Origin of the sequence: Sneathiella chungangensis (assembly GCF_009882935.1) — a bacterium.
Lineage (GTDB): Bacteria > Pseudomonadota > Alphaproteobacteria > Sneathiellales > Sneathiellaceae > Sneathiella > Sneathiella chungangensis.
The window spans coordinates 912488-934053 of sequence record NZ_WTVA01000015.1; the positions used below are offsets into that span (position 1 = coordinate 912488).

General features: G+C 53.3%; 20 protein-coding genes. All 20 read right to left on the minus strand.

All coding sequences use genetic code 11. The features are described from left to right. Positions 1 to 90: 90 nt before the first annotated feature. The gene (locus GQF03_RS17420) at positions 91 to 645 is read right to left on the minus strand and encodes a VPLPA-CTERM sorting domain-containing protein (RefSeq protein WP_161340575.1); all 555 of its coding nucleotides are present in this window, start codon (positions 643 to 645) and stop codon (positions 91 to 93) included. 531 nt (positions 646 to 1176) lie between these two features. Continuing rightward, entirely contained in the window at positions 1177 to 1566 is a 390-nt protein-coding gene (locus tag GQF03_RS17425; protein WP_161340576.1) for a hypothetical protein, read from the minus strand. After that, positions 1563 to 5987 carry an LPD38 domain-containing protein gene (locus GQF03_RS17430; protein WP_161340577.1) on the minus strand — a complete coding sequence of 1475 codons (4425 nt, stop codon included), beginning with the start codon at positions 5985 to 5987 and terminating at the stop codon, positions 1563 to 1565. Before GQF03_RS17430 ends, GQF03_RS17425 begins: the two co-directional genes overlap by 4 nt. Continuing rightward, the gene (locus GQF03_RS17435) at positions 5984 to 6985 is read right to left on the minus strand and encodes a hypothetical protein (protein ID WP_161340578.1); all 1002 of its coding nucleotides are present in this window, start codon (positions 6983 to 6985) and stop codon (positions 5984 to 5986) included. Before GQF03_RS17435 ends, GQF03_RS17430 begins: the two co-directional genes overlap by 4 nt. 3 nt (positions 6986 to 6988) lie before the next feature. After that, positions 6989 to 7870: a hypothetical protein gene (locus GQF03_RS17440; protein WP_161340579.1), complete on the minus strand. Its 882-nt coding sequence runs from the start codon at positions 7868 to 7870 to the stop codon at positions 6989 to 6991. 213 nt (positions 7871 to 8083) lie between these two features. Continuing rightward, a complete protein-coding gene (locus GQF03_RS19225) occupies positions 8084 to 8245 on the minus strand; it encodes a ribbon-helix-helix domain-containing protein (protein WP_161340580.1) in 162 nt (53 codons plus the stop codon). Further along, the gene (locus GQF03_RS17450) at positions 8242 to 8565 is read right to left on the minus strand and encodes a hypothetical protein (RefSeq protein ID WP_161340581.1); all 324 of its coding nucleotides are present in this window, start codon (positions 8563 to 8565) and stop codon (positions 8242 to 8244) included. Before GQF03_RS17450 ends, GQF03_RS19225 begins: the two co-directional genes overlap by 4 nt. Next, positions 8562 to 9704, minus strand: a complete 1143-nt coding sequence (locus GQF03_RS17455; protein ID WP_161340582.1) for a hypothetical protein — start codon at positions 9702 to 9704, stop codon at positions 8562 to 8564. The genes GQF03_RS17450 and GQF03_RS17455 overlap by 4 nt, the downstream gene beginning before the upstream one ends. Before the next feature lie 353 nt (positions 9705 to 10057). After that, positions 10058 to 10456: a hypothetical protein gene (locus tag GQF03_RS17460; RefSeq protein WP_161340583.1), complete on the minus strand. Its 399-nt coding sequence runs from the start codon at positions 10454 to 10456 to the stop codon at positions 10058 to 10060. Between the two features lie 161 nt (positions 10457 to 10617). Then, positions 10618 to 11631 (minus strand): hypothetical protein, encoded by a 1014-nt coding sequence (locus GQF03_RS17465; RefSeq protein ID WP_161340584.1) that lies wholly within the window; start codon positions 11629 to 11631, stop codon positions 10618 to 10620. Positions 11632 to 11758: 127 nt separating this feature from the next. Continuing rightward, a complete protein-coding gene (locus GQF03_RS17470; protein WP_161340585.1) occupies positions 11759 to 13180 on the minus strand; it encodes a hypothetical protein in 1422 nt (473 codons plus the stop codon). Further along, positions 13177 to 13383, minus strand: coding sequence for a hypothetical protein (locus tag GQF03_RS17475; RefSeq protein ID WP_161340586.1), 207 nt, complete (start codon positions 13381 to 13383; stop codon positions 13177 to 13179). The genes GQF03_RS17470 and GQF03_RS17475 overlap by 4 nt, the downstream gene beginning before the upstream one ends. Before the next feature lie 4 nt (positions 13384 to 13387). Next, positions 13388 to 13840, minus strand: a complete 453-nt coding sequence (locus GQF03_RS17480; protein WP_161340587.1) for a helix-turn-helix domain-containing protein — start codon at positions 13838 to 13840, stop codon at positions 13388 to 13390. A 45-nt stretch (positions 13841 to 13885) separates the two neighbouring features. Further along, entirely contained in the window at positions 13886 to 14683 is a 798-nt protein-coding gene (locus GQF03_RS17485) for a hypothetical protein (protein ID WP_161340588.1), read from the minus strand. Then, complete coding sequence (locus tag GQF03_RS17490) at positions 14673 to 15221, minus strand: hypothetical protein (RefSeq protein WP_161340589.1); 549 nt, start codon at positions 15219 to 15221, stop codon at positions 14673 to 14675. Before GQF03_RS17490 ends, GQF03_RS17485 begins: the two co-directional genes overlap by 11 nt. Next, entirely contained in the window at positions 15214 to 16728 is a 1515-nt protein-coding gene (locus tag GQF03_RS17495; protein ID WP_161340590.1) for a DUF3987 domain-containing protein, read from the minus strand. The genes GQF03_RS17490 and GQF03_RS17495 overlap by 8 nt, the downstream gene beginning before the upstream one ends. Further along, positions 16718 to 17263, minus strand: coding sequence for a hypothetical protein (locus GQF03_RS17500; RefSeq protein WP_161340591.1), 546 nt, complete (start codon positions 17261 to 17263; stop codon positions 16718 to 16720). Before GQF03_RS17500 ends, GQF03_RS17495 begins: the two co-directional genes overlap by 11 nt. Positions 17264 to 17954: 691 nt before the next feature. Beyond that, a complete protein-coding gene (locus GQF03_RS17505; RefSeq protein WP_161340592.1) occupies positions 17955 to 18707 on the minus strand; it encodes a hypothetical protein in 753 nt (250 codons plus the stop codon). Further along, the gene (locus GQF03_RS17510; protein WP_161340593.1) at positions 18708 to 19892 is read right to left on the minus strand and encodes a tyrosine-type recombinase/integrase; all 1185 of its coding nucleotides are present in this window, start codon (positions 19890 to 19892) and stop codon (positions 18708 to 18710) included. It lies immediately after the preceding gene. A gap of 254 nt (positions 19893 to 20146) precedes the next feature. Continuing rightward, on the minus strand, positions 20147 to 21490 hold the full coding sequence (locus tag GQF03_RS17515) for a DEAD/DEAH box helicase (RefSeq protein ID WP_161340594.1): 1344 nt from the start codon (positions 21488 to 21490) through the stop codon (positions 20147 to 20149). Positions 21491 to 21566: the final 76 nt, after the last annotated feature.

The following is a 21566-nucleotide window of genomic DNA, read 5'->3' on the forward strand; positions in this document are numbered from 1 at the left end:
CCGGGAAGGGGGCGAGGGCTTCGGTTCTCGCCCTTAATTCATTCCGTAACAATTTGCAGTATTCCAAAATGAATTTTATTTCCTTCCGTCCTAAACTTGCTTCCCTTTCGATTTCCTACCGCGTAATCCAATAAATCCTATTAGAGCGAGTCCAGCGCCATAAAGAGGAAGAGCGGCAGGAAGTGGAACGGCAGACAAAGAAACATCCCAGGTTCCTCTGCCTGCATAAAATGGCCCGTTACCGTTGCTTACATCCCAATAATTTTGGGTATCTGACCAAAAACCGTGTCCCTCGAGACCGGCTGTATTGAACGAGACATAACTAAACCCTATGAGATTGCCAAGCGGGTCTGTTGTCGCATAGGCGCACGTATCTGTACAAATATCCTCAATATCTTCGTGCCACGACACATGGACAGTCCCAATAACGGCATGGCCCTCATTGATTATATCAAGGCCCGAAGTACGATATAATCGCGCTTCAGTACCAAAATCGGCCTCAGCGATGTCAAATGAAATAGAAACACGGCAAGGATCGCCATTTGGGTGTGAGCCAATACAGCTTCCCGTGCCCGTTAGGTTATAGGTAGCAGAAAAAGCCGTAATCGGCAGCATGCAGCATAAAAATGCAAGAATCCTTATCATAATAGACCCCCTTATTAGTTGTTTTTAGGTTTATTCATGAACGGGTGTAGAGTCAATTTTACATTAATTCGTGGTTAATATTCCAGTGGATTCTATTTAATGTCTGCTCGGAGCCGATTGGACAAATCACGTGTTAATGTGAACAATGACAAACCGCCTAATTTTCAAACGGATTGGCGAAGACGAATTTTGCTGGAGACAAGCAACATCACAATAGGACAAGAATGTTTCATCCTATTCTCCCTCCATTCATGGGAGGTTGAAATTCCCAGTTAAAGCAAGTTCGTGGCTTGCGTCAAAACTAGGGTAAGTTAACTTCCCGTGCCCGCCGTCTATCGAATATCTCCCGCAACATCAACGCCTCACTAATCTGGTTGTGCGCCCACTCTTTCCGCTTCTGAATTGTGCTCCCCGGTTCTAGAAAATTTTCGCCCCTGCCAAGCAATAGGCCATCAGGGTGCCCAAAACGCCTAGCGCCGCTGTACGGGCTTCTCTGGCCCTTTTTACCGTGCCCAAAAATTCCGGCAATTGTTAAGAAATTTCGCCTGCGGTCACTTCCCTTAACCGCCGCTCGTATAATTCCTTGGCGAGTAGAATTTCGCTAATCTGGTTATGCACCCATTCCCGCCGCTCCTGTTTCGGGCTGTCATTGGCGGGCAGGTTCTCGCGCGGAAACTGCGGCCAGTTCGCCATGATGGATTCGGTCGCGATACTCCAAGCATCATCGAAATATTCATCACTCACGCAAGGGACGGCCAGCAGGTGACGCGCCGCCTCGCAGACTTCCGACAATCTGTCACCGCTTTTGACAATCGTTTCCGGCGTCATGCCGAGAATCTTGTATGTGACCTTTATCGGGTCCGCGAACGGAACAAATTTATTCTTGACGTCGAAGCCGTAGTTTCCATGAACTGCCGTCATTGTTCCTTAATCCCTTCCATGACCCGCTTGGCGTACTCGTTCCGGGCGGCAATGATGTTATCCAGCAGGAAGGCTTTAAGCGCCCCCGCATCATTCCAGACACCTTCTTTCAGGGCGCGGCTTTGCAGTCTGCCCTCGCCGAGATTTTCCTGCTCCTTGGCAAGCTGGCGGGTTTCTTCCAGCCCCTTCGCGTTGTAAATCTTCTTGGTCTCGGAGTTATAGGCCTGCATGATTTTATTGGCCCGCGTGAGCGGCGTATAAAGCCTGTTCGCCTTCGAATGTTCCTGCTCCCGCGCCATGTCCTCGCGGTTGCTCCTGACAAGGCTGCTGATAGTCCGCCGCGTCTCTGTGGCTTCCTTGAGCATGTCGTAGAAATCGCCGACCGCCTTTGAATGACGGGAGGGGGATTGCTGGTAAAACCGCCGCAAGACCGGGTATTGGTCCGCCCGCAAGTCCGGGGCATCGTCAAACAGCGCAGCGTCGGAAAGCATCAGGCCGTAAGCCGCCCATGTGTTGAAATATCCCCTTATCAAATGCTGCGCCTGGACAGGGGAAATCTTGTTCAATCCGGGAATGTTCCTGACGGTCTCGCCTGCGGCCCGTAATGTCTGCGACGTGCCGTTGTTCGCCCGCGCCCAAGGCTGCACGGCTTCTTGCGCCATGCCCTCGACCGGTCTGCCCGTAAAGCGGTTTTTGTTGGCGTAAACCTCGTAGGCTGGGGCAATCGCCTGCGGCAGATACTCAACGCCGAAGGTGGTTGATATGACCTCGGCAATGTTCTTGAATGTCTCCGCCGGGGTGCCTTTCTCAATGCCTTCAAGAGTCCGCTCGGCAATGGAAGAAATCGCGCCGACCTCCCAGATTTTCGGATAGCGAAGGTGAATATATCTTTCCTCCGGCGTGGCATCTATCGGGGCATCCAGCTTGGGAACAAAGAAATGCCAATGCCCGTCTTTATCCCAGTCCTCCAAATCCTGATAAAGCGGGTTGTCCTTGTTCATCAGGTAAAGCCCCATACTGGCAAGCGCCAGCAGGCCGGTCTTGGCGGCAATGGCTGCCCGGTTGGGGTCATGCACGAATCCGCGATAGGTCCGGTCTATACCGTTCGCCGCCGCCTTCAAAAAGATAACCGTGTCATACATGAAGCCCAGCCCCTCCGCCACGTCATCAAATTTGTCGTGCAGTTCATGGCCGCGCGGCAGTCCGCCGCCCCTCATGGCGAAATCTGTAGAGACTTCCCGCGCCAGATAGGCCGCATGGCGGGGGTGTTCGCCCTGCGCCATGGCCCTGCGGTACTCGCCCAGCCGGGTAGACATTTCGAAGGCGTCGGCAATCGTCTCAAGCCCATACAACAGCTTGGCCGGGGTGTTCAGGACGTTATGGGGATTAATGCCCTTCTTGGTGTAGAACTTCTCAAGATGCTTGGCAAAGGCTTCCTCATCGACAAGGTAAGAGGAAAAGCCGCCGCCATTGGCGATAAAATCCTTGTAGTTCTGGTCATGGGTTATGCGGGATTTCATGCCCCTGATACTGTCCACAACGGGCTTGAATCCGGTGCGCGATACGATACTGCCTAGCAGGGTGTCGCGGGCAATGTTCGCAACCATAAAATCAGGGGTGAGCGTAATGCTTGCCTGCCCCAGCCGTTTCGGGATTGAGAGAACACGGGTAATCCAGCCCCGCGCCTCCCGGTTGAGGTTGGTCAGGGAGCGCAATAGAACCGGGTCCGCGACCTCGTAAAACTCCGGCTTGCCGCCATTGAGAACCGCGACCACATTGCCGCCCCGTGGGGCCTGCCCTCTTAGCAGGAAGGTGGTGAGCGGTCCAAGCCCGGTCGAGATATCGTCAACCGTGCTTTGAACGTGAATAGGAAGTTGCGTTTTCTTGTCCGCGCCAAGAGCCTTGACGATGGCGTCCTCAACCTGTCGGCTGTCGATGTCGATAGGAATCTGCTCTTTCGGGATCTTCGCCATGAAGTGAGCGCCGCGCTTGCCCCGTGCAAGTTTGGCAACCTCTAGCCGCGCCTCGTTGGTGAGTGCCACGTCAATCAGGGTGGCCGCGTTCTGGACAACATTTCGTGCAATGTCCTGCAAGTTCTCTGTGCCGCCCGTGAGCGCCTGTATGCCCTTCCAGTTGCCTTGCGTTCCCTTGGTGGCCTTCTGGCTTCCGCCGCCGACACGATAGAAGGGGAGATAGGCCGCGCGTTTCCATAGCTGGCGCACCTTGGGGTCAATCACGCCTTTGGCCTGCGCGAAATCAAGTATCTTGTTGTTCCAGACCTGATACTCCTGAAACGCCTTCTTGAATGCCGGGGTTTCCAGCTTGAGCATGGCGTCAACTTCGTTCTTGGTGAATAGATGCTCCCGGCCCTGCCCCATCAATTCCTTGGCCGACCGTCCTACGGCATAGGTCCAGAAATCGTCTTGCCGGTTGGCGACGGGTTCCAATATCTGCTTTAAGCCCTTGCCGGTGAAACTATGCGAACCGTCCTCTTTCACGATAGGCGCACCGATTGTCATCGCGCCTTCGGTAATTGAATGCTTGGCACGGGTCAGTCTGGCGGTTTCATATGCGCCCCGTGGGGATAGCCCGCCGGTTAGTTCCTGCTCCATTTCCTTAATGCCCTGCAGGTCGTCAATGGTGGCCTGCCGCAATCGACCGGCAAAGTTTGAAGGTAGCCCCTTCTCTGCCTCGCCTATCTTCGAGCGGGCACGTTTCAGCGCGTCTTGGTCAAACCATGCTGTCATGTCCTTGCGGGCTTTCAGGAGCGCCGGACCATATTCCGACCGGGCGACGAAATCCTCAAACCAAGCATTGAAGCGCGGGGCCAGTTCCGCCGCCTTCTCCGGTTGCGTCATCCAAAGCCGCTGAAACTCGGCGAAGCCCTCAAAGAGTTTCGTTCTGTCATAGGAAACACCGCGCAATTCCTCCTTGAAGGTTTTGTTTCCCTTGTACTGCTTGGATAGTTCGGGCACCCGGTCATCCAGCAAATGCGCGATTTCATGGGCGGCGACCTCGATGTCGTTAAACTTCCTCAAGCGGACTTCCTCAATCCCCTTGCGATAGAAGCCAAGCACCTTCGATTGTTCGGGTATGCGGCCCTCGTAAATCGGAACACCAAGCGCCTTTGAAAAATCCCTGATAATGGTTTCCCGGCGTATCGGGTCGTTTAACTCCCGGCCTCCCGCTCCGGGGGTGTCCTGCCTCATGCCGGTGTAGTTTTCGCCCGGCTCCATGTTGGCGGTGTCGGGCAAGTCATCCTGAACCTTAACATTACTTAACAGGCCTTCTTGATTGTCAGGTTTTGCTAAGTCAGGGCCTGTCTCAATGGTTTTATCTAACTGGGGAATTTCCCCAGTTGATTCTAAGTTGTCGGGATCTGAAATATTTTCCTGAATGTGAGGTTTTGTCAGGTTCTCCGGCCTTCCCGTGCCCTCGTCGAATACATCGAACGGATTAGGTTGCTGCGCCTGATTAGCGTCTCCCTCGCGCACGTACTGGTCACGAAATGATTCTTGATTGTCTGCGGGGTTGCCCTCCATGGCTTTTGCGAACTCCGGCACGTCCTCTTTTGCCCGCGTCAGTATCTCCGCATCCGTCATGCTGTCAGGAACAAGTTTAGCGCCGCGCACGGCGTCAATAACCTTCTTTGCGAGGATTCCGCCACCCGATAGAACACCGCCCAAAACGCCTGCCCCCATGGCTGATAGAACGGTATCGCGAATGTCGAATTTCTCGCGCTGCCCATGCTCAACCTGTAGCCCCTGGACAACAGGGTCAATTGCCGCCTCTGCCGCCACGTTGCCGACTGACGCCTTGCCGATAGTCTTGGCGGTTGCCACTACCCCTTTGCCGACGGTGCGCACGCCTGCGGGGCCTATCAGGGATTCAGGGCTTGCCGCCGTGCCTGTCAGGGTGCCCGCGCCATAGGCGAGATAATCGCCGACGCCTTCGAATTCCTCCGGACTAACAGCCGTACTTTCCTCAAAACCCTTGCGCCATTTTTTATAGTCCGCCTGCTTCTCGGCGTATTCCTTGGCGAAGCGTTCTTTCTGCTCCGGGGTCAACGCCTCATATCTGGATTGAAAGCGTTTCTGCATGGCCGGGCTCATGCGGGTGATAGGCGCATCCTCTCCCGTCATGGCTTCAAAGTCCGGGTCGAACAGTTCCGGGCGGGCCTGCTCAAAGTTATAGGTATCCTTCGGCCCTCGGTCGATGTTCGGGGTCTGCTTCAATCGTTCCAGATTGTAAGGCTCTCCCGCCGTGATATGCTGAATGACCTGCCCGGCAAGCGTTTCATCCATAAAGCCGGATTTCGCCCCGCGCACAAACAGGGAAGATTTTTCTTTCTTCCCCGCGTCGAAACGGTCAAAGGCGTTCGCTTTCTTGGGTCCGTCGAATTGGTCGAAGGCGTTACTCATTCACCAAGAACAGCCTTAGCCGCCCCCTTCCCATATTTGGCGTCGAAGTCTGCCGCAAGATTGGGGTTGGCTTTCAGATAGTCGATAGCGGCCTGCGGGGCTTCGATTTTCGGCTGCTGTTTCGGATTGTGCGGACCATGTGCCCCGGCAAATAGCTGTTGGAACCGGTCAAACTCCGGGTCGTCGCCGCGTTTCTTCTTGAGCGCGTTTTTAATCTGCTTCTCAAGCACGGGGTCATAATCCTTGTTGTCAAAGCCGGTGTCTGTGCTTTTCTGCGTTCGCCTTAACAATTCAGCCGGCGTCATGCCTTCCAGCTTTTGCAGCAATATCCGGCGGTCGTTATCAATCATGAAATCGTCGCGGGCCGACGTGCTGTTTTCATCCTTGAAGCGCGGGGCGTTTGATATGGTTTCCCATTGCCCGGTTGCGGTGTTGAATTCCTGCGTCTCGATGGCGTCGCCGGTTTTTAGTTCGCGCGTCTCGGCTGGGGTCTTTGGCTTGACCACACCCGGCAAGACACGCTTGCCCGTGTTGGCGTCATACTGGTAGCCGTCCGCGCCCTTGATGATATTAGGCTTGGCGGGGGCATTGCGTATCGCCTGATTGTCGGCAAGATATTTATACCCCTGCGCCGGGGCCATTTGCGCCGCCGCTGCAATCTCCGATTCCGGGGCGTTCGGGAATAGCTTGCGAATGGGCGCGGCGTCCTGCCCGGTCGGGGTTTTGAACATATTGGCGTAGACTTCCGCCTTTTTCTGGTCGGCGTCGTACTGTGACTTTTGCAAGGCGGCCTGCTGTTGCCGCATCTGCATCATTTGCTCTTGCTGTTGTTTCTGCTGGGCAAACTGCGCGGCCTTCTGGTCAAACAACAAGCCTCTATACATGCCGTCAGAAAGTCCGGCATATCGGTTATTCGGCACCAAAGAGGGGCCGGATGCTGACAGAAGCCCCATGCCGCCCATCAGCATCGGCATATTTGCGTCGTCGAGAAGTCCCATGACTTAAACCCACCCTCTTAAATCTGATTGCCGTTTCCCTAATGCCTTGCAAAGCGGCAGGCCGATTTTCATCATTGCCCGGCCAAGGGGGTTATCTTCCTCAACCGCCCGCATCCTGAATGCCATATGTTCCGCCCAGGGCTTTGCTACAGTCCACGTAAGGCGGGTGGCTAGGCGGGACCGCTGCATTACCCTGACCCAAGGCTCCGCCCACCGGTGATAACCCTCTAGCGTTCTCGCATCGAGCGTTGCGCCGAACCTTTCATCCGCTTCCCAGATATGCTTTGGCATGTATCCTTGCCGGTAAAGTTCATTGCAAATGATTTTAGGGCCTGCGCCCGGTCCTGCAGTGTCATTGCCAGACAAGCTGCCCTGCCCATCCGCAGCAATGCCTGTCGGGGCGGGTTGTGGGTCGTTCGCGCTTTGGGTAGCTGCTTGGTTGCCCGCTACGCCAGTGCCGCCCCCTATGCCCGCATCGCCGCTCATGGAAATATCCGGCACACTGTCGTTTTCATTATCACTTCCGCCGAACATGGAGAAACCCTTACCGGCCAGCGATGCTATTGTCGCCGCGAGGGTTGGCCCACCAAGAAGGCCTACCACAGTGCCCGCCGCCTGTAAGCCCTTGCCTACGTCTGCCGCATTCAGGTTACCTTGACCGGAATAAGGTTCGCTTGGCCCGCTGCTATGTGTCGCGCTTGGCGACGGGTCTGCATTCCAAGGTTTGCTGACAACCGGCGGCGCAACCGTTGGAGTTGATACCGGCGCATTAGGAGATGGCGCATAGATATTTGGATAGCTGTTTAAAATATAGTTTGGCTGCGTATTTAACGGCGGCATATTGAGCAGGCCGTATGGCATTTCATACTGATTGAGTAAATTCACAATGTTCCCCCGTGTGCTGAATGAATTCTTCCAGCCTCGTTTGATATTTTCTGTCCTGATATGCGCCCCTGTCGGCCAGTGCGCCCCGGTGAAGGGCCTCTAGTGACCAGTAGGGCAAGGCGCTGCGAATTCGGCTGATTGCGTCCTCCGGCGTTTCTTCGTCCTCAATAATCCGCTTGATGAATAGCGGCAAAACTCCGGCCCTGTCGTACCTCATGCGGCCTGCTCCGCGTTGTCCAGGTGTTGCCGGATTGCCTGCCGGATAAACTCTGAAAGGCTCATATCCTGCCGTGCCGCGTGGCGCTGCGCCCGCTCTGCAAGCTGCGGGGTGAAACACAAGTGCATGTGCCTGTCAAATGTCGCTTTTTCCCTCATGCCTTCCTCCGGTCGATTGCGGTCTTGAGTTTCTGAAAACTCGCGCTTGCCTTCACGTCAACGCTGGCCGGGTCAATCGGCCCGCCTTCCCTGACAAGCCCCTTGTATAGTTCAACAAGAATGGTTGCCTGCGCCTCGGTGTCGGCAAGAGCATCCTTGTCTTGTTCCTCCTGCGGCCTTTCCGGGATATCGCCCCAGCCGTTATTCCATTTCTGGCCCGCATGTGCCGGGGCCGTATCAACGGGAATTCCGCCCTCCGGCGCAGAATTGAAAATGCCGAGATAGTTCCCGTCTTTATCTACAAAGGGTGTTGGTTTCATTGGATGGCTGCCCTCGCTTTAATTCGAAGTTTGGCAGACGAGTCCGTCATTCCCGTTGCGCCACCAGTGCTAAAATTCAGGAGATTAAAAACGGGCGAGTTTGTATTATATCTGCCGGTAATGGTGGTGGAGGAAACTACAAGGGCCGCACCACCGTTGACGGTCGCGCTAGAGAACATATTCGGCGGGATAGGGATTATCTGCCCGCTCGTATAGCCATCCTCATTCGTTTGCATAATCAGGGAGAGGCTAAGTTCTATGTCGTCGGTCCCAAGCGCGTGATTTAGTGATATTGGGCCGCCATTCGTTACCGTCAGGTCGCCGAACGTAACCTCGTTATATCCCCCAATCTCTACCGGCACGTCGAGGAGATTGGCGCTTGAATCCGTTCTCACCCGCTTGATTTTGCGGTAGTAAACATAGTCTGCCGGAAGATCGCCTGACGGGTCCGTCATTGAGGTATGCAGACCGAAATCCTGCGTTCCGTCCGCCTTCGCTATCACGTAAAGGGCGTAGTCCGTGCTGTTGGCAAGAGTACCGGTTAGCATCATGCCGTTCCCGTCGCCCGCGCTCCATGCGGCGTCCGCCCGCTTTGTCATGGCTGCAACGGTTATATTCACCGCGTTTGTGCTGTCCCTGACATATCCTGCGGTAATGTCGAGATCGTGTTCGTCGTCTGTCCCGGCGGTAACAACGCAGCCTGATTTAAATTCGGGCGGGTAGGGAGCATCCGCCATAGTGGCCGTCGTCCCGTTTCCCATGAGAACCTTGCCGTCTGTGGAAACGTCAAGTTCAACCGGCCTGTCCGACGCCCCGCCGATAAGTATCGCGCCTTGCGATACGTCATCCATCTTGGCGAGCGTAACGGCGGCATCGCCTATCTTGGCCGTAGTCACCGCATCCGCTGCAAGTTCGTCGGTATCAATCACGCCTGCGGCAAGGGTCAGTGTTGCGCTTGATAAATCAAGGGCGCTGTCAAAGAACGAACCGTCCTCGATGTCATTCCGCAACTGCGCAAGGTCCGCCATTAATTGCCGGGCGCTGTTGTTCACCGTGCTGGCCTTCATCCCCTCCGGGAATCCGTTCGGCGGGGCGCTGTTGTTGTTTGCCGCCGTTGTACTCCAATCGCTATATGACATTTCCTGCCCCTGTATACCCTGAACACATCATGAACATTATGGGGAGAATTAGGCACAAATACGGCGCGGAGCGGTGATTTTCACGGCGAATTTGCCAATGTATTCATAAAGTTAAAGGGAAATAGCGGGGCGGAATTACTTGTGCTTTCGGGCCTGTTATTGCGGTCGGGGAATAATCGACCGGTAACTACATGCGTTTAATTGCTGTAAAAAGCCGCTGGGGGCCGCCAATTTTCCGCGTTGCCAAGCAATTCCTTAGCAGGGGTGCCAAAAACAGGCAAAACCGCTGTACGGGCGTTTATGGGCGTATAGTCTATTTAAGTCTACTATAGGCTTTGCTGGCAGAATGCTTGTCAGGTGCGCTTGAGGTTAATTCTGTCAGTTGAGCAAACCGTTGTTTCCATCTTGCCGGTAGTGGTGCCGTCCTTGTGAAACTGGATAACCCCGGATACATCGGCAGGATACTTTCGAAGCTCCGGCACCAGTTCGCCGTTCTTGTTCAGATTGCCTACAAAACTATCGGTGATGACATGCCCGTTGTTGTTTATCGCAATATCCCCGGAAGCGTGACCGTTCGTGATAGTTGTTTCTATCTCCACATCATGGCAACTTGTCCCGGTGCCCTTCCCCATACCTCCGGACCATACACCATCATAGGCCGTGCCCGCTGCTGTGGGGATACTGGTATCGACTGGCGTTGTGTTGCAGGCTGACAGTATAAGGGCTGTAATGGCTATGCTTGTGTATCTCATAAAGAATCTCCTTTTCGGCGACGCTCTCCATTCAAGAATATTTTAATATATAATCAATCTTGCAGAGAAACAACCGTGCGTATAGTGCCTCGGAAAAATCCTTTTCTTGCATCCCTGCTCAATGCTAGTGAGAATGCAATCAATAAATGGCCTCAGGAAGCTCATTTGCTAAATAGAACGAACATTAAGGCACCAATTGCGAGGAAAATGGACGCATACAGACAGAGAGAGATTACCAACAGTTTCTCAAGTCCTTTGAAGAGATTATAGCGATTAATAAAAGTTCGCCCCTCACTATCACGTCCGTTTTTCGTTCTGATTTCCTCCATATGAGCTAGCGCACTCTTAATATTATCTCCAAAGGCACTGCCAATGAACATTATTCCTACGAAGGTCCATCGAAGAACTTCAAACGTCAATTCAAGCACGTCTTTGTAGGCAATCAATATAAATCGCAAAGGATTCCAATAATTGTCTAATCCTATACTTTGTCGGATACCGGATACGGATATCATAGTAAAAAGTAAAAATATCCCACTAACAATAATCCAAAATCTAGTGTTCAGTCTCTTTTCTCCGAAGCGTGAAAATAATATTAGCATTGATACCAGAAAACAAAGGCAAGGAATTAAGGAGGTTGTTTGTTGTTGAACTACATATTGTATCCACAACAACCCCATTGCAGTTGGACCCAATATCCAGACAATCACAAAAGAAACGATATTTATTATGTGCTGGGCGACCTTCGTCGGCAAAGCGATTTCCTGCAGACTTACATCAACCTGCGCCTCGGGGTCTTCACTCGCGTCGTTTGGGAAGTTGGAAAAAATCAAGAGCCAGGGGAAAAGGAGGTTTCTTGAGTCCGAAACCCACGATACCTCGAAATCCACCTGATCAAATACTCTCAGTTTTTCGGCAAGCTGATTCACGTAAATATGTAAATAGGTATATATTCCAAGCAAAATAAGCGGCGCGCCCGCAAAGAAGAAATCTTTGGTAACTTTTACACCGACCGCAGGAAGAGTCAGTTCGGTTTCGTCTGACGGAGAATAAGCGGTAATTAAAATGTAAATGGAGCTAACAACTAACGCAAAAACCAGATTTCGAGAGTGTTTCGACACTTCTTCTATCGAGCTAACAAGGAGTTCGAATTCTTTTGCTTCGCATATTTTCATAAAGTCTTCTCAAAAATCTGATTTGATTTCCTTTTAACAAAGCCTGCGACCAATAAACTACATTCAACTTAGTAGAATATAGTTTAAACATATTCATGTATAGAAAGTTAACCGACAATTTTTATAGTTACCCCGCCGCCACCATCAGTTGCTTGAAGGTTTCGGTAAACCAGTTGTCTAGGCTTGGGTCATCCAAGCGCCGGTGAAGCATATCAATATCGTCCTGAGTTGGCCGAAGGTCGTCCAGTACGATATCGGCGGGTTTCGATCGCTCGATATACTCCCTGTGGGCATACCCTTCCGCCGTAGTTGAGCAGGCGAAATAGAGGTGTGCCATTGAGACATTAAACGTCCGTACGGCTTCTTCCAGATCGGCCCGAAGGCTTGCTATGAATGGCGAGAAGATGTCTATACCAACGGCCTCTGAAATCACTTCCAGTTGACTGGCCTTCAAAACAAAAGACTGTGCCGCCCTGCGGGCGCGTTCGTTGAGCTGGTCAAAGAGATTAGGGCCTGCCTTATCCAACGCTCTATGGAATGCCGATGCTTTGATCGCCACATCTGTCACACTTGGAATGAAATGCCCGTTTTCGTCTAAATGCCCGCCATTGTACGGCTCCTGAATTATCGCGACGGGGCGGCAATAGGGAAGGTCAGAAAGACTCTCCGCCTGGACATACTTCGCGATTATCTCCTGCCACTCAGGGAGATCGTCTTTCAAGGCATAGAGTTGATGCCCCTGACAACCGCTAATCACATATTCGCCGTGCAGCGTCTCTAATGCCTCCCCTGTTTTCTCTCCCATCAGGGTATTCAAACAAAGCCAGCCTGCCTTTACATTGACGGCCTCATCCCCCTTTATCTCCGGCCACATTTCCAGCATGTCCTTTGTCGGCCCGCTTACCTCGAATACAAGCCTTTCGCTTTGTATCAGTGCCTTGATATGCTCTAACGCCGCCTCGCCAATTTTCCATGCTTTTTCCGGGAATGCCTCTAGGTAACTCCACCACAGGGAGCTATCATATTCATTGGCCTTGATTTTCTTCCTCTCCGCTTCGGGAAGTAGTGCAAATGCCCTTTCGGTGAAGATATCCTGTATGGAATACCAGCCATCCAGCCGCCTTTTTTTCTGCACCTCTACGCTGTCGATCCTGTATTTTTTCGCGGCCTCCTCCGTCATCGCCAATGGCTGAAAAAGCTCGTCGTCCTTGTGAAGAAACGCCAACTCACCAAGGTTCAGATATATTTGAATTCGGTTGATCGTCGCCTGTGCCTCAAGGCAAAACGATAGACACAATGTCGCCTCTACCTGAAATTCGGCCCCCAACGACATCCACTTGCTGTAAAACCGCACTTTCTCTGGATTGCTCCTTAAGTTACGCCTTACAATGTCCTCGATCTCGGACTCCGTGAATGCGGGGCTTTCCTCCCTGACGGCTGAGACATAGGCCCCCATTTTCAAACGGACTATCTCCAAGGCGGACAGGTTTCCCGTCATCGCCGCCCTCAATTTACGTGCACCAGCCAAATCAATTACTCCTTCTGTCATTTTCTATTCCCCATTGCGCTTTCAAGCGCCTCTATCTTCTTCTGTAGATCGGCAACGTCATAGGCCCGCAACATGGCGTTAAGTATGGCCGTCTCCTTGGTTGCCCGACCTTCTGAAATCAGGCCCGCCCGGAACTTCTGCAGTGTCCTGTTCAAGTCCTGCAAAATTGTCTCGCCGTTCACTTTCGTAGCAGCTTCGTTCATGCTCTCACACTTTCAGGTTCTTCAATTTCTGGATTTCCGACGCCGGTAAGGGCCGCGCCTCTATGAACTCATCCTTCAAAGCCAGTGTGAGTTGCATGTGGGCCGCAATCAGCTTGTCAGTAGATAGTTCCGATAGATCACGGTTTTTTAATTCCTCATCCAGTCGCTTCAACTGCTCGCCAAGAACCCGTATGCGCCGCTCCTTCGTCATGAAGAATTCTTCTTGCAGGGCATCTAGCTCGATGGCTTTGGCGGCGGCTATTTCTTCCTCAAGTTCAGCGTTCCAGTTTGATAGCGCCCCCTTCGAAACACCTAGCTCCGCCGATATTCGGCTGTAAGATTTTCCAACCGCCCGCATATGGACAAATGCTGACTTTTTTTCTTCCCGTCCTGCATCTTCCATATCAACCACAACTGCGTTCATTTTATTTTCTCCGACTATCGACTTTCCAGCCATTCAACCACTCCTCTGCGCTCTGCCGCCTCACGCTGCAACAAGGCGTCATATATGCCGCCGTCCATCCTCGAAGTGACGGCATCGATCACAATCTCTCTTAACCGCCTTGGCGGTATTGCCTCTGCCTGTGTTGTCAGGCCCGTCAAAGGATATTCTGTCAGTCTTCTTGGGTGGCGCTGTGGGCAGCCCCATGCTCTCGATCTGGGCTGGCGTCACGGCGATTCTGGTGAGGCTCGGGCGTCCGCGATAATGCTTTGAGAATGCGGCCAAATCTTCATAAAGCGAATTTGCAACATGGACGCCGCTCGGATCGTGATCGCCGATATGAAGAATCTCAACAAAATCATACTGCGCTATCGTTCGGGCCATATCGTGTTTTGCCGTCAGGCTGTCAAACCCTCCGGACGAATACACATTCACGCCGTAGTCATTGACGGCGCTCGCCAGTTGGGGAACCATGCCCTTGGCTTCGCACCAAAGCATCAGCCGTGTGCTCTGCCCTGTCTGCCTGTCCAGTCGGAAACTGGCGGCTGTCCGGCGAAAGCTGTCAAGGAGCATTCCGCTGTTTAGCCACCCATTCGCTTGCTCAACATGAAATCCATCGTCCCGGATTGCGTCCATATCGATCATACGGGCGCGGCGGGCCTGCCCTATCGCCTCCGTGAGCCGTTTGTAGGCGCGTTCATCCTTCTGGAATCCGCTTGTTACCAGCATGTAGAATATCTGCCGGATCGTCAGCGGAAGAATATCTTCATTATCCGCAAGGATAGAGTTTACCGCCTCGATCAGGGCCAGCCGTTCACCCTTGGGCCGGTAGCTATCAATAAATCCTCTAGCTCTCATTCCGGGCCTCCGTCAATTTCCAAGCCGGGACTCCACCCTGCGCCCGCCTGTGAAATGTCTGTGTCCGGTTGCCGGATATTTTGATCACCGCTTCACTCCCGGACATAGCAGCAACCTCATGCCCACTTAGGAGCCATATAAGCCCCGCTGAGTCCGGTCGGTGCGTTGGGGCCTCCGGGTGCAGGCCGAAGACATCGACGGCGGTCCAGCCAAGCGCGTGGGCCTTCTCCGCCCAATCAGTCATGAAGCGTTCCACGTCCTCAATGAATTGCCGCCAGCGAGTGACGGTTATTCCTTTGGGAGCGGGCGACGATATCAGCCTGTCAAAACCGTCTCGCCATTCTTCCGGCTCGGATATTGTGTAGCGCGTTCCGTTTTTGTTTTCCTTGGTGTAAGAGGTGTAAGAGGTGTAAGAGCTCGGTTTTAGTTCCTTTTCGGGTAGCTCTTGCACCTGATACACCTTTTGCACAGGGGGAGCGGCTACATTGTCCGCCTCTTTCGTATCTGCTTCTAATGCCGCTGCCAGATACTTATTCATGATCATCTCCGTAGATTTCGGGGTTGACGATGTAGTCCAGCTTCAGCCGATTATCCTTATGTCTTTCCGTTGTTCTGGCGAGGACGCCGCATTCCTCTAGAACCGCTAGCGCCTCTGCTAAAGGCTCCTTTCGCGTGAGTCCCGGCAATTTCCAGAAGCGGAGCATTTCACTGACATTCACCACTGATGCACGTTCCCGTCTGATCCGCCTAGCAAGGATCGTCGCGGCTTTCTCCACTGGTGGAAGTGCTGCCTCTCCATAAACTCTCATAGCCATAGGGAAAAAATATTCATCAACCAGATAAATCGCGCGTCCAACCGCCGCTAGTCCAATCGCCTCTGGCTCCCGTCCACCCTCAAGGCACCAATGAAGGTATTCAAGCGTAATCGCCAATCGCAGAACCGTGCCGGGGAGTTTGCCGTTGTGGCTTCGCATTAAACCGTATACGTGACCTTCCGCCGCTGCGTTTTCCTCTCGCCACTCCTGAAACTTTGCGCTCGCTTCGTCCGTAAACATCATCACTCTTGGCGTTGGCTCCCCGTCTTCGTCTAACGCCATTTCAAGAGCCATAAGGTTGCGCAGGGCTGCCTCATAAGCAGAAGAGATGGGTGGGGAGGTTGGCCGCCTTGGCGGGATTGGGTTAGGCCAACTCATCAAGAAACGAGCGAGAAAACCGTCATCGGAACATTTGCCGATAAGTTCAGCCAGTTTCTCCGGCTGGATTCCGCCAACAAAACCGAGCGTCAGCCTCTTGATCTGGATTGGCGTAGCGTTCTTTACTCTGTCAACCGTATGCCGCCGCCCGCCGTACGCTTCTATGAAAAACCCCCGCTCACCACCGCCAGAATATCTGTCGAAGCTGGCGATCTGTGCTGACAATTCATCGCGTTTACAAAGCAGTCCTTTGGGGTGCCTCGATATCAACCCCCCTAGCGCCTCTGGCGTGGCATCTGAAACCATCAGGCGGGGCCTTACAGGCGGCTCCGGCTCTACTGCTTCCTCCGGCATTTCCAGCGGGCTACGACCAGAATTCACGGCCTCGCTAACATTCAATTTCCACTTTGCCCGCTCTGCACCAGCAATTTCTTTTTTCCGCTCATAGTCCCGCAGTTCATCCGGGAAGCTTTCGGCCATTTCCATTTCAAACTTGCTGAGGATTTCAAATGTCACATCGAGTCCAGGGGATTTGTTGCTTGATGGATCGCCAACCGCGCACAGCCACAATACCGGCGGCTCCTTCCAGCCATCCCATGGGCTTACCCATCGTGAATTGCCAATTAGGGTGCTGGCGGCTGCGACAAGGCCAATAGCGGGATAATCAATAGGAGCGCCGCTTTTCTCCGACGCGGCTGATATCCATTCTGACCACCCTCTGAAAGCCTCCAAGGGTAACGGCGGTGGATCGCTTCGATTGCCGTTGAAAATACCCATATTTAGCGGTGCAAAAATTGGCGCTGCCTCATTGAGAGGAACGCCCTTCAAGGTTTGTACTGAACTATGCTGCATGGCGTGTCGTTCCTACTCTAATTTCCGGCAGTGATGTTTGCCTCTTGAGTGCTGTTTTCAGTTTTTGGCCTGTCATCGGGCAGGGGCAATAAAGATGCTCGATACTGCCAAACCAGAGAGGTAAATGAGCCTTCCAATCAACGATAACGATCCCCTCGCAACCAGCTTGTAGCCATGTCAATGGATCTGAATGGACTGTTAGCTGCTCATTGAAGTGTGCGGCCTTCTCAAGGTTCCAAGCACCAAGGATTGAACCGTTGCCCGTGCGGAGCCACCATATGAGGGGATTTGCTGTCTGTAGTGCAACCAGATCAACGATACCTTTAAAGCTGCCGTCTGGCGTGACCGGGACAATCAGGGCCGGTTTCCCGGACTCCTCCGGCTGCCAATACGTCTTACCGACTTCAACTTTTGCCGTGCCGACACATCCAGCCGCCGCGATTGTCTTGCCATCGACGCCAAGCCCTTGGAGGTTTCTAAGGTGCCAGTCCGTCATATTGCTGACGCACTGATCAAATTCGTCTACCAATATCATTCGCCGCCTCCGTAATGTTCCCGGTTAATTAAGCGGGCGAGGTTGGGCGATACGCCAAGGCGGTGCCGGACAAGCGATGCTGTTAGAGGTAGGTCGGGGTCATGATCGCCGACAACATACGGCTTGTGATTTTGGGGTTCATAGTTTATAATTTTCATTGTGAGTGTCCTTTGTGGTAAGGGATGAAAAGAAAGCACCTTGAGCGGCGTTGTCCAAAACTTGCTCGGGTGCTTTTTTATTGAGAAGCTGGGTAGTCATTACGCGGCCTCGCCAGTGTCCGAAGTTGATTGCCGGAGCAGGCCGTCAGCCCATTCCTTTAAATCAATTCTTCGATACTTGATGCAGCGAGAAGATATGCGGACAAACCTAGGTCCACCGCCCCGTTGTCGTCTTGCTTGGAGGGTGCGAGGATCAAGGCCGACAAACTCTGCTCCCTTGTCCTCATTTATGAGGGCAAACCAATAATCAGGATCGCCCTCGTCGGGGATATTCGGCCCTATGTCTGGCCTGTGGTTTTGTAGTGCGCTCAACGTCTATCTCCATAGTAGGATGTAGCAATGAGCGTATTTTGCCCGGCTTTAAAACGCGAAAAAACAGCAATCGGCTTGCCGGGATTTATCGCGCTTATTCAATATTTATCGCGCAATTTATCGCGTTTTTTGAGCTTATTGAGGGATATATCGCGTTGAATTTATCGCGTTTTTTTCTGGCGGCCTATTTCGTCGGCAATGGTTTTTGCTTTTGGCAGGCGTTTTTGATGGTATCCCCCCTGGACTAATTCCTGAATTATAGAGTTTGCCATCTCTATATTGGTGGGCGAGGGCTCATCCTGTTCGTTTTCAAGTCCATCAACATACTTTTTTACGAGAGGAAACCAATCATCCCTTATGCTTGGGCGTCCGGCGGATTTCTTTGCTTTCCCATCTTTTTTATTGCTGTTCCCAAGCGTCGGAAGATCGTTTATCCAAGTTTGATTATAAATGCGCCTCTTTAGTTCTTTTGCAACGCGCTCTCTTAATTCATGTATCTCGTCCTTAATAAATCTTATCTGGTAGATATCCCCTATTCCGTTGTCGTAGTACCCTTTGCCCTCGCGCAACGCCAGACCGCCCGCAAGCTGTGCGTCTGGATCAATGCTTGTTGCTATAGTCGGGTCAAAACTAAATCTTTCAAATATGTATCGATCTAGGTCAATTTCACTATCACTAGCTTTTTGTGTTCCCCTGACATGCAGCTTTCCTGCGTATGCCACTTTTCTCAGGACATCAATTGCGTATAACTGATGTTTATAGAGCTCGCTTACCGGAAATTCGCGGCAGTGCTCTGCCTCCCATCCCGACACGAAATTCACATCTGCGTTTATTTCAGCCGAACCGTAGGCAATATAGCGGAACGCTTCGGGAAGTTCGTAGTGGTCGTCTAGGAACGAAAGCTCGTCAATCATTCAAACGGCTCCTTTAGGACGGGCCTTCCCCGCCACGGTCATAATACTCTCGCCGTGCGCCTCCATTGCCGCGCGCGCAGGGTCATCGCCTAGGCGAGCATATGTCAGCGTCGTTGCAATGTTGGAATGCCGGAGGGCGGATTTAATGACATTCAGGTCAACACCGGTCTGTGTGAGCCAGCTTCCAACGGAGCGGCGGAGGTCGTGCAGGTGCAAATCGTCTATTCCTGCGGACGCACGAACGCGCCGCCAAGCTTTGTCGATATTGACGATATGTCTACCCTTGATTTTGCCGGGGAAGAGGTACGGGTTCTTTTGTTCTGCCGGGATTGCATTAATGATTGCCATTGCGGCGGCGCTCAGGGTTACTTCCTGCTCGTCGCCTGATTTCGTATCGGGGAGGCGAAGCATCTGCCGGGAATAATCTACCTCCGACCGCTTAACCCTCAATAGTTCATTCTTACGCAGCCCGGTCAGTAGATAAAGCCAGAGGGCCGAGCGCACATAAATGCTTTGCTCTTTGTCTATTGCCTTCGCCAGCTTGGGCAATTCCTCCCGTGTCACAAACCGCTTGCGCTTGTGTTCCCGGAATTTCTTGATACCCGTGGCCGGATTCTCCGCCATGCTTTCAATGAAATACCAGCCCCGCGCCTTCTCGAAGATGACGCGCAATAAATCCAATGTCCGGTTGGCTTCATATGGAGCCGTGACGCCAATCTTGGCATGAAGCCCGCTAACGTCGTCGCGGTTTATTGTCGTAACAAGGCGGCTATTCCATGACGCGGGAATATGGCGTTCAAGCCTGCTCTCGTCTGTCTTCCACGTCTTCTTATGGGGCTTGGCATGATCCCGGATATACTTTTCGCTCAGTTCCTTGAAAGTTTTACCCTGTGAGAACTTCTTTCTTTCTTCCAGCGGGTCTTTGCCGTCGCGGACACTTACGCGGTGCGCCTTCGCCTTGTCCCGCGCTTCCTCTAGCGTCAAATCAGCGCCGAACCTGCCAAGCGTTAATAGCCGTTTGCGACCCTGTGCCCTGTATCGAAGAATGAAAGCCTTTTTGCCGGACGGATAAATGCGAAGCCCAAAGCCGGGGATACTCTCATCCCATCTTACATCCGTTCCGCCCCCATATTCGAAACTATCGATTAACCGCTTTGTGAGCCTGTATCTGCTATGAGTGACCATTCCGAGTGACCTATAAGTGACCTCCGGTTAAGGTAACATATGCGCCCATTGTAGTAAACGGCTCGTTATGATTTGCGGAAAACTCCTCAAAATAGCCGTTTTGCGATCTGTTGTGGTAAACGTCTCATAACGGAACACTTGAATGGCATTCAAGAGGTCGACGGTTCGATCCCGTTTGGCTCCACCAGAATCTAAAAAGGCCTCGCTTACCAAGCGGGGCCTTTTTTTGGTTTCACGCGCGATGCGGTGATTGGTTACGCCGCGGCGCGTTGCGGGCGGCGGTTGCGGTTGCGGGGCCTGCCCGATCCGGCGTTCTGGGGTTTCGGCGCGCCGGAGCGGCCGCCGCCGTTATTCTGCCGGCTGCCGGAAGCGGCGCCTGAGCGGCCATTTCCACCGCCACGGCGCCCGCGTCCGCCATTTGCGGGCTTGCTGTCCTCACCGGCCGGGGCATTGGCGATGCCTTCCGCATGAAAGGGGTGATCTTCCAGCACCGGGACGGGCTGGCGGATGCTCTTCTCGATATCCTTTAGGAATGCGCGTTCCTCATGATCACAGAAGGAGAGGGACGATCCGGTCGCACCGGCGCGGGCCGTGCGGCCGATCCGGTGGACATAGCTTTCGGGCTCGTTCGGAATCTCGAAATTGATCACATGGGTGACGCCGTCGACATCGATCCCGCGCGCCGCCACATCCGTCGCCACCAGGGCGCGGGTCTCACCGGCGCGGAAGGAGTTGAGCGCCTTCTGCCGGGCGTTCTGCGACTTGTTGCCGTGAATGGCGTCGGAGGAAATGCCGAGCTGCACGAGCTGGCGGGACACCTTGTTCGCGCCATGCTTGGTGCGGGTGAAGATGAGCACGCGGCTGAGACTCTCGTCCTTCAGCACATGGGCGAGCAGTTCGCGCTTGCGGCCCTTGGGCACCATCAGCACATGCTGGTCAACCTTTTCCGCCGTCGTCGCCGCCGGGGCAACCTCGATACGGAGGGGATTGCGAAGAATGCTGTTCGCCAGCTTTTCAACGCTTGTCGGCATGGTCGCCGAGAACAGCAGGGTCTGGCGCGCGGTGGGAAGCTGCGCGATGATCTTCTGGATATCGCGGATAAAGCCCATATCGAGCATCCGGTCGGCCTCGTCCAGCACCAGATACTCGACCTTGCCGAGATTGACATGGCGCTGGTTCATGAGATCGAGCAGGCGGCCCGGGGTTGCGATCAGGATATCGACACCGGCGGTCATCGCCTTGATCTGCGGCTTGGCGCCGGCGCCGCCATAGATCAAGGTGGTCTTCAGATGCAGATATTTCGAATAGGCCTGGACATTTTCGGAAATCTGGATGGCCAGCTCGCGGGTTGGCGCGAGGATCAGGGCGCGGGCGCCCTTCGGCGTGCGCTTGCCCTCTCCGGTCAATAGTTTCTGGATCAGCGGCAGCGAGAAGGCAGCGGTTTTGCCGGTGCCGGTCTGCGCGATCGCGATCAGGTCCTTGCCCTCCATCACGGCGGGAATCGCCTGCTTCTGGATGGGCGTCATGGTTTCATAGCCGCCCTCTTCGACAGCGCGAAGGACGGATTGGTTCAGACCGAGGTCTGTAAATTTGGTCATTACTTTAGTTACTTTCCAGTTTTTATAAGGCCTGTTGCAGCGCAGACGCTTCCCGATCCAAACAAACACAAACGAC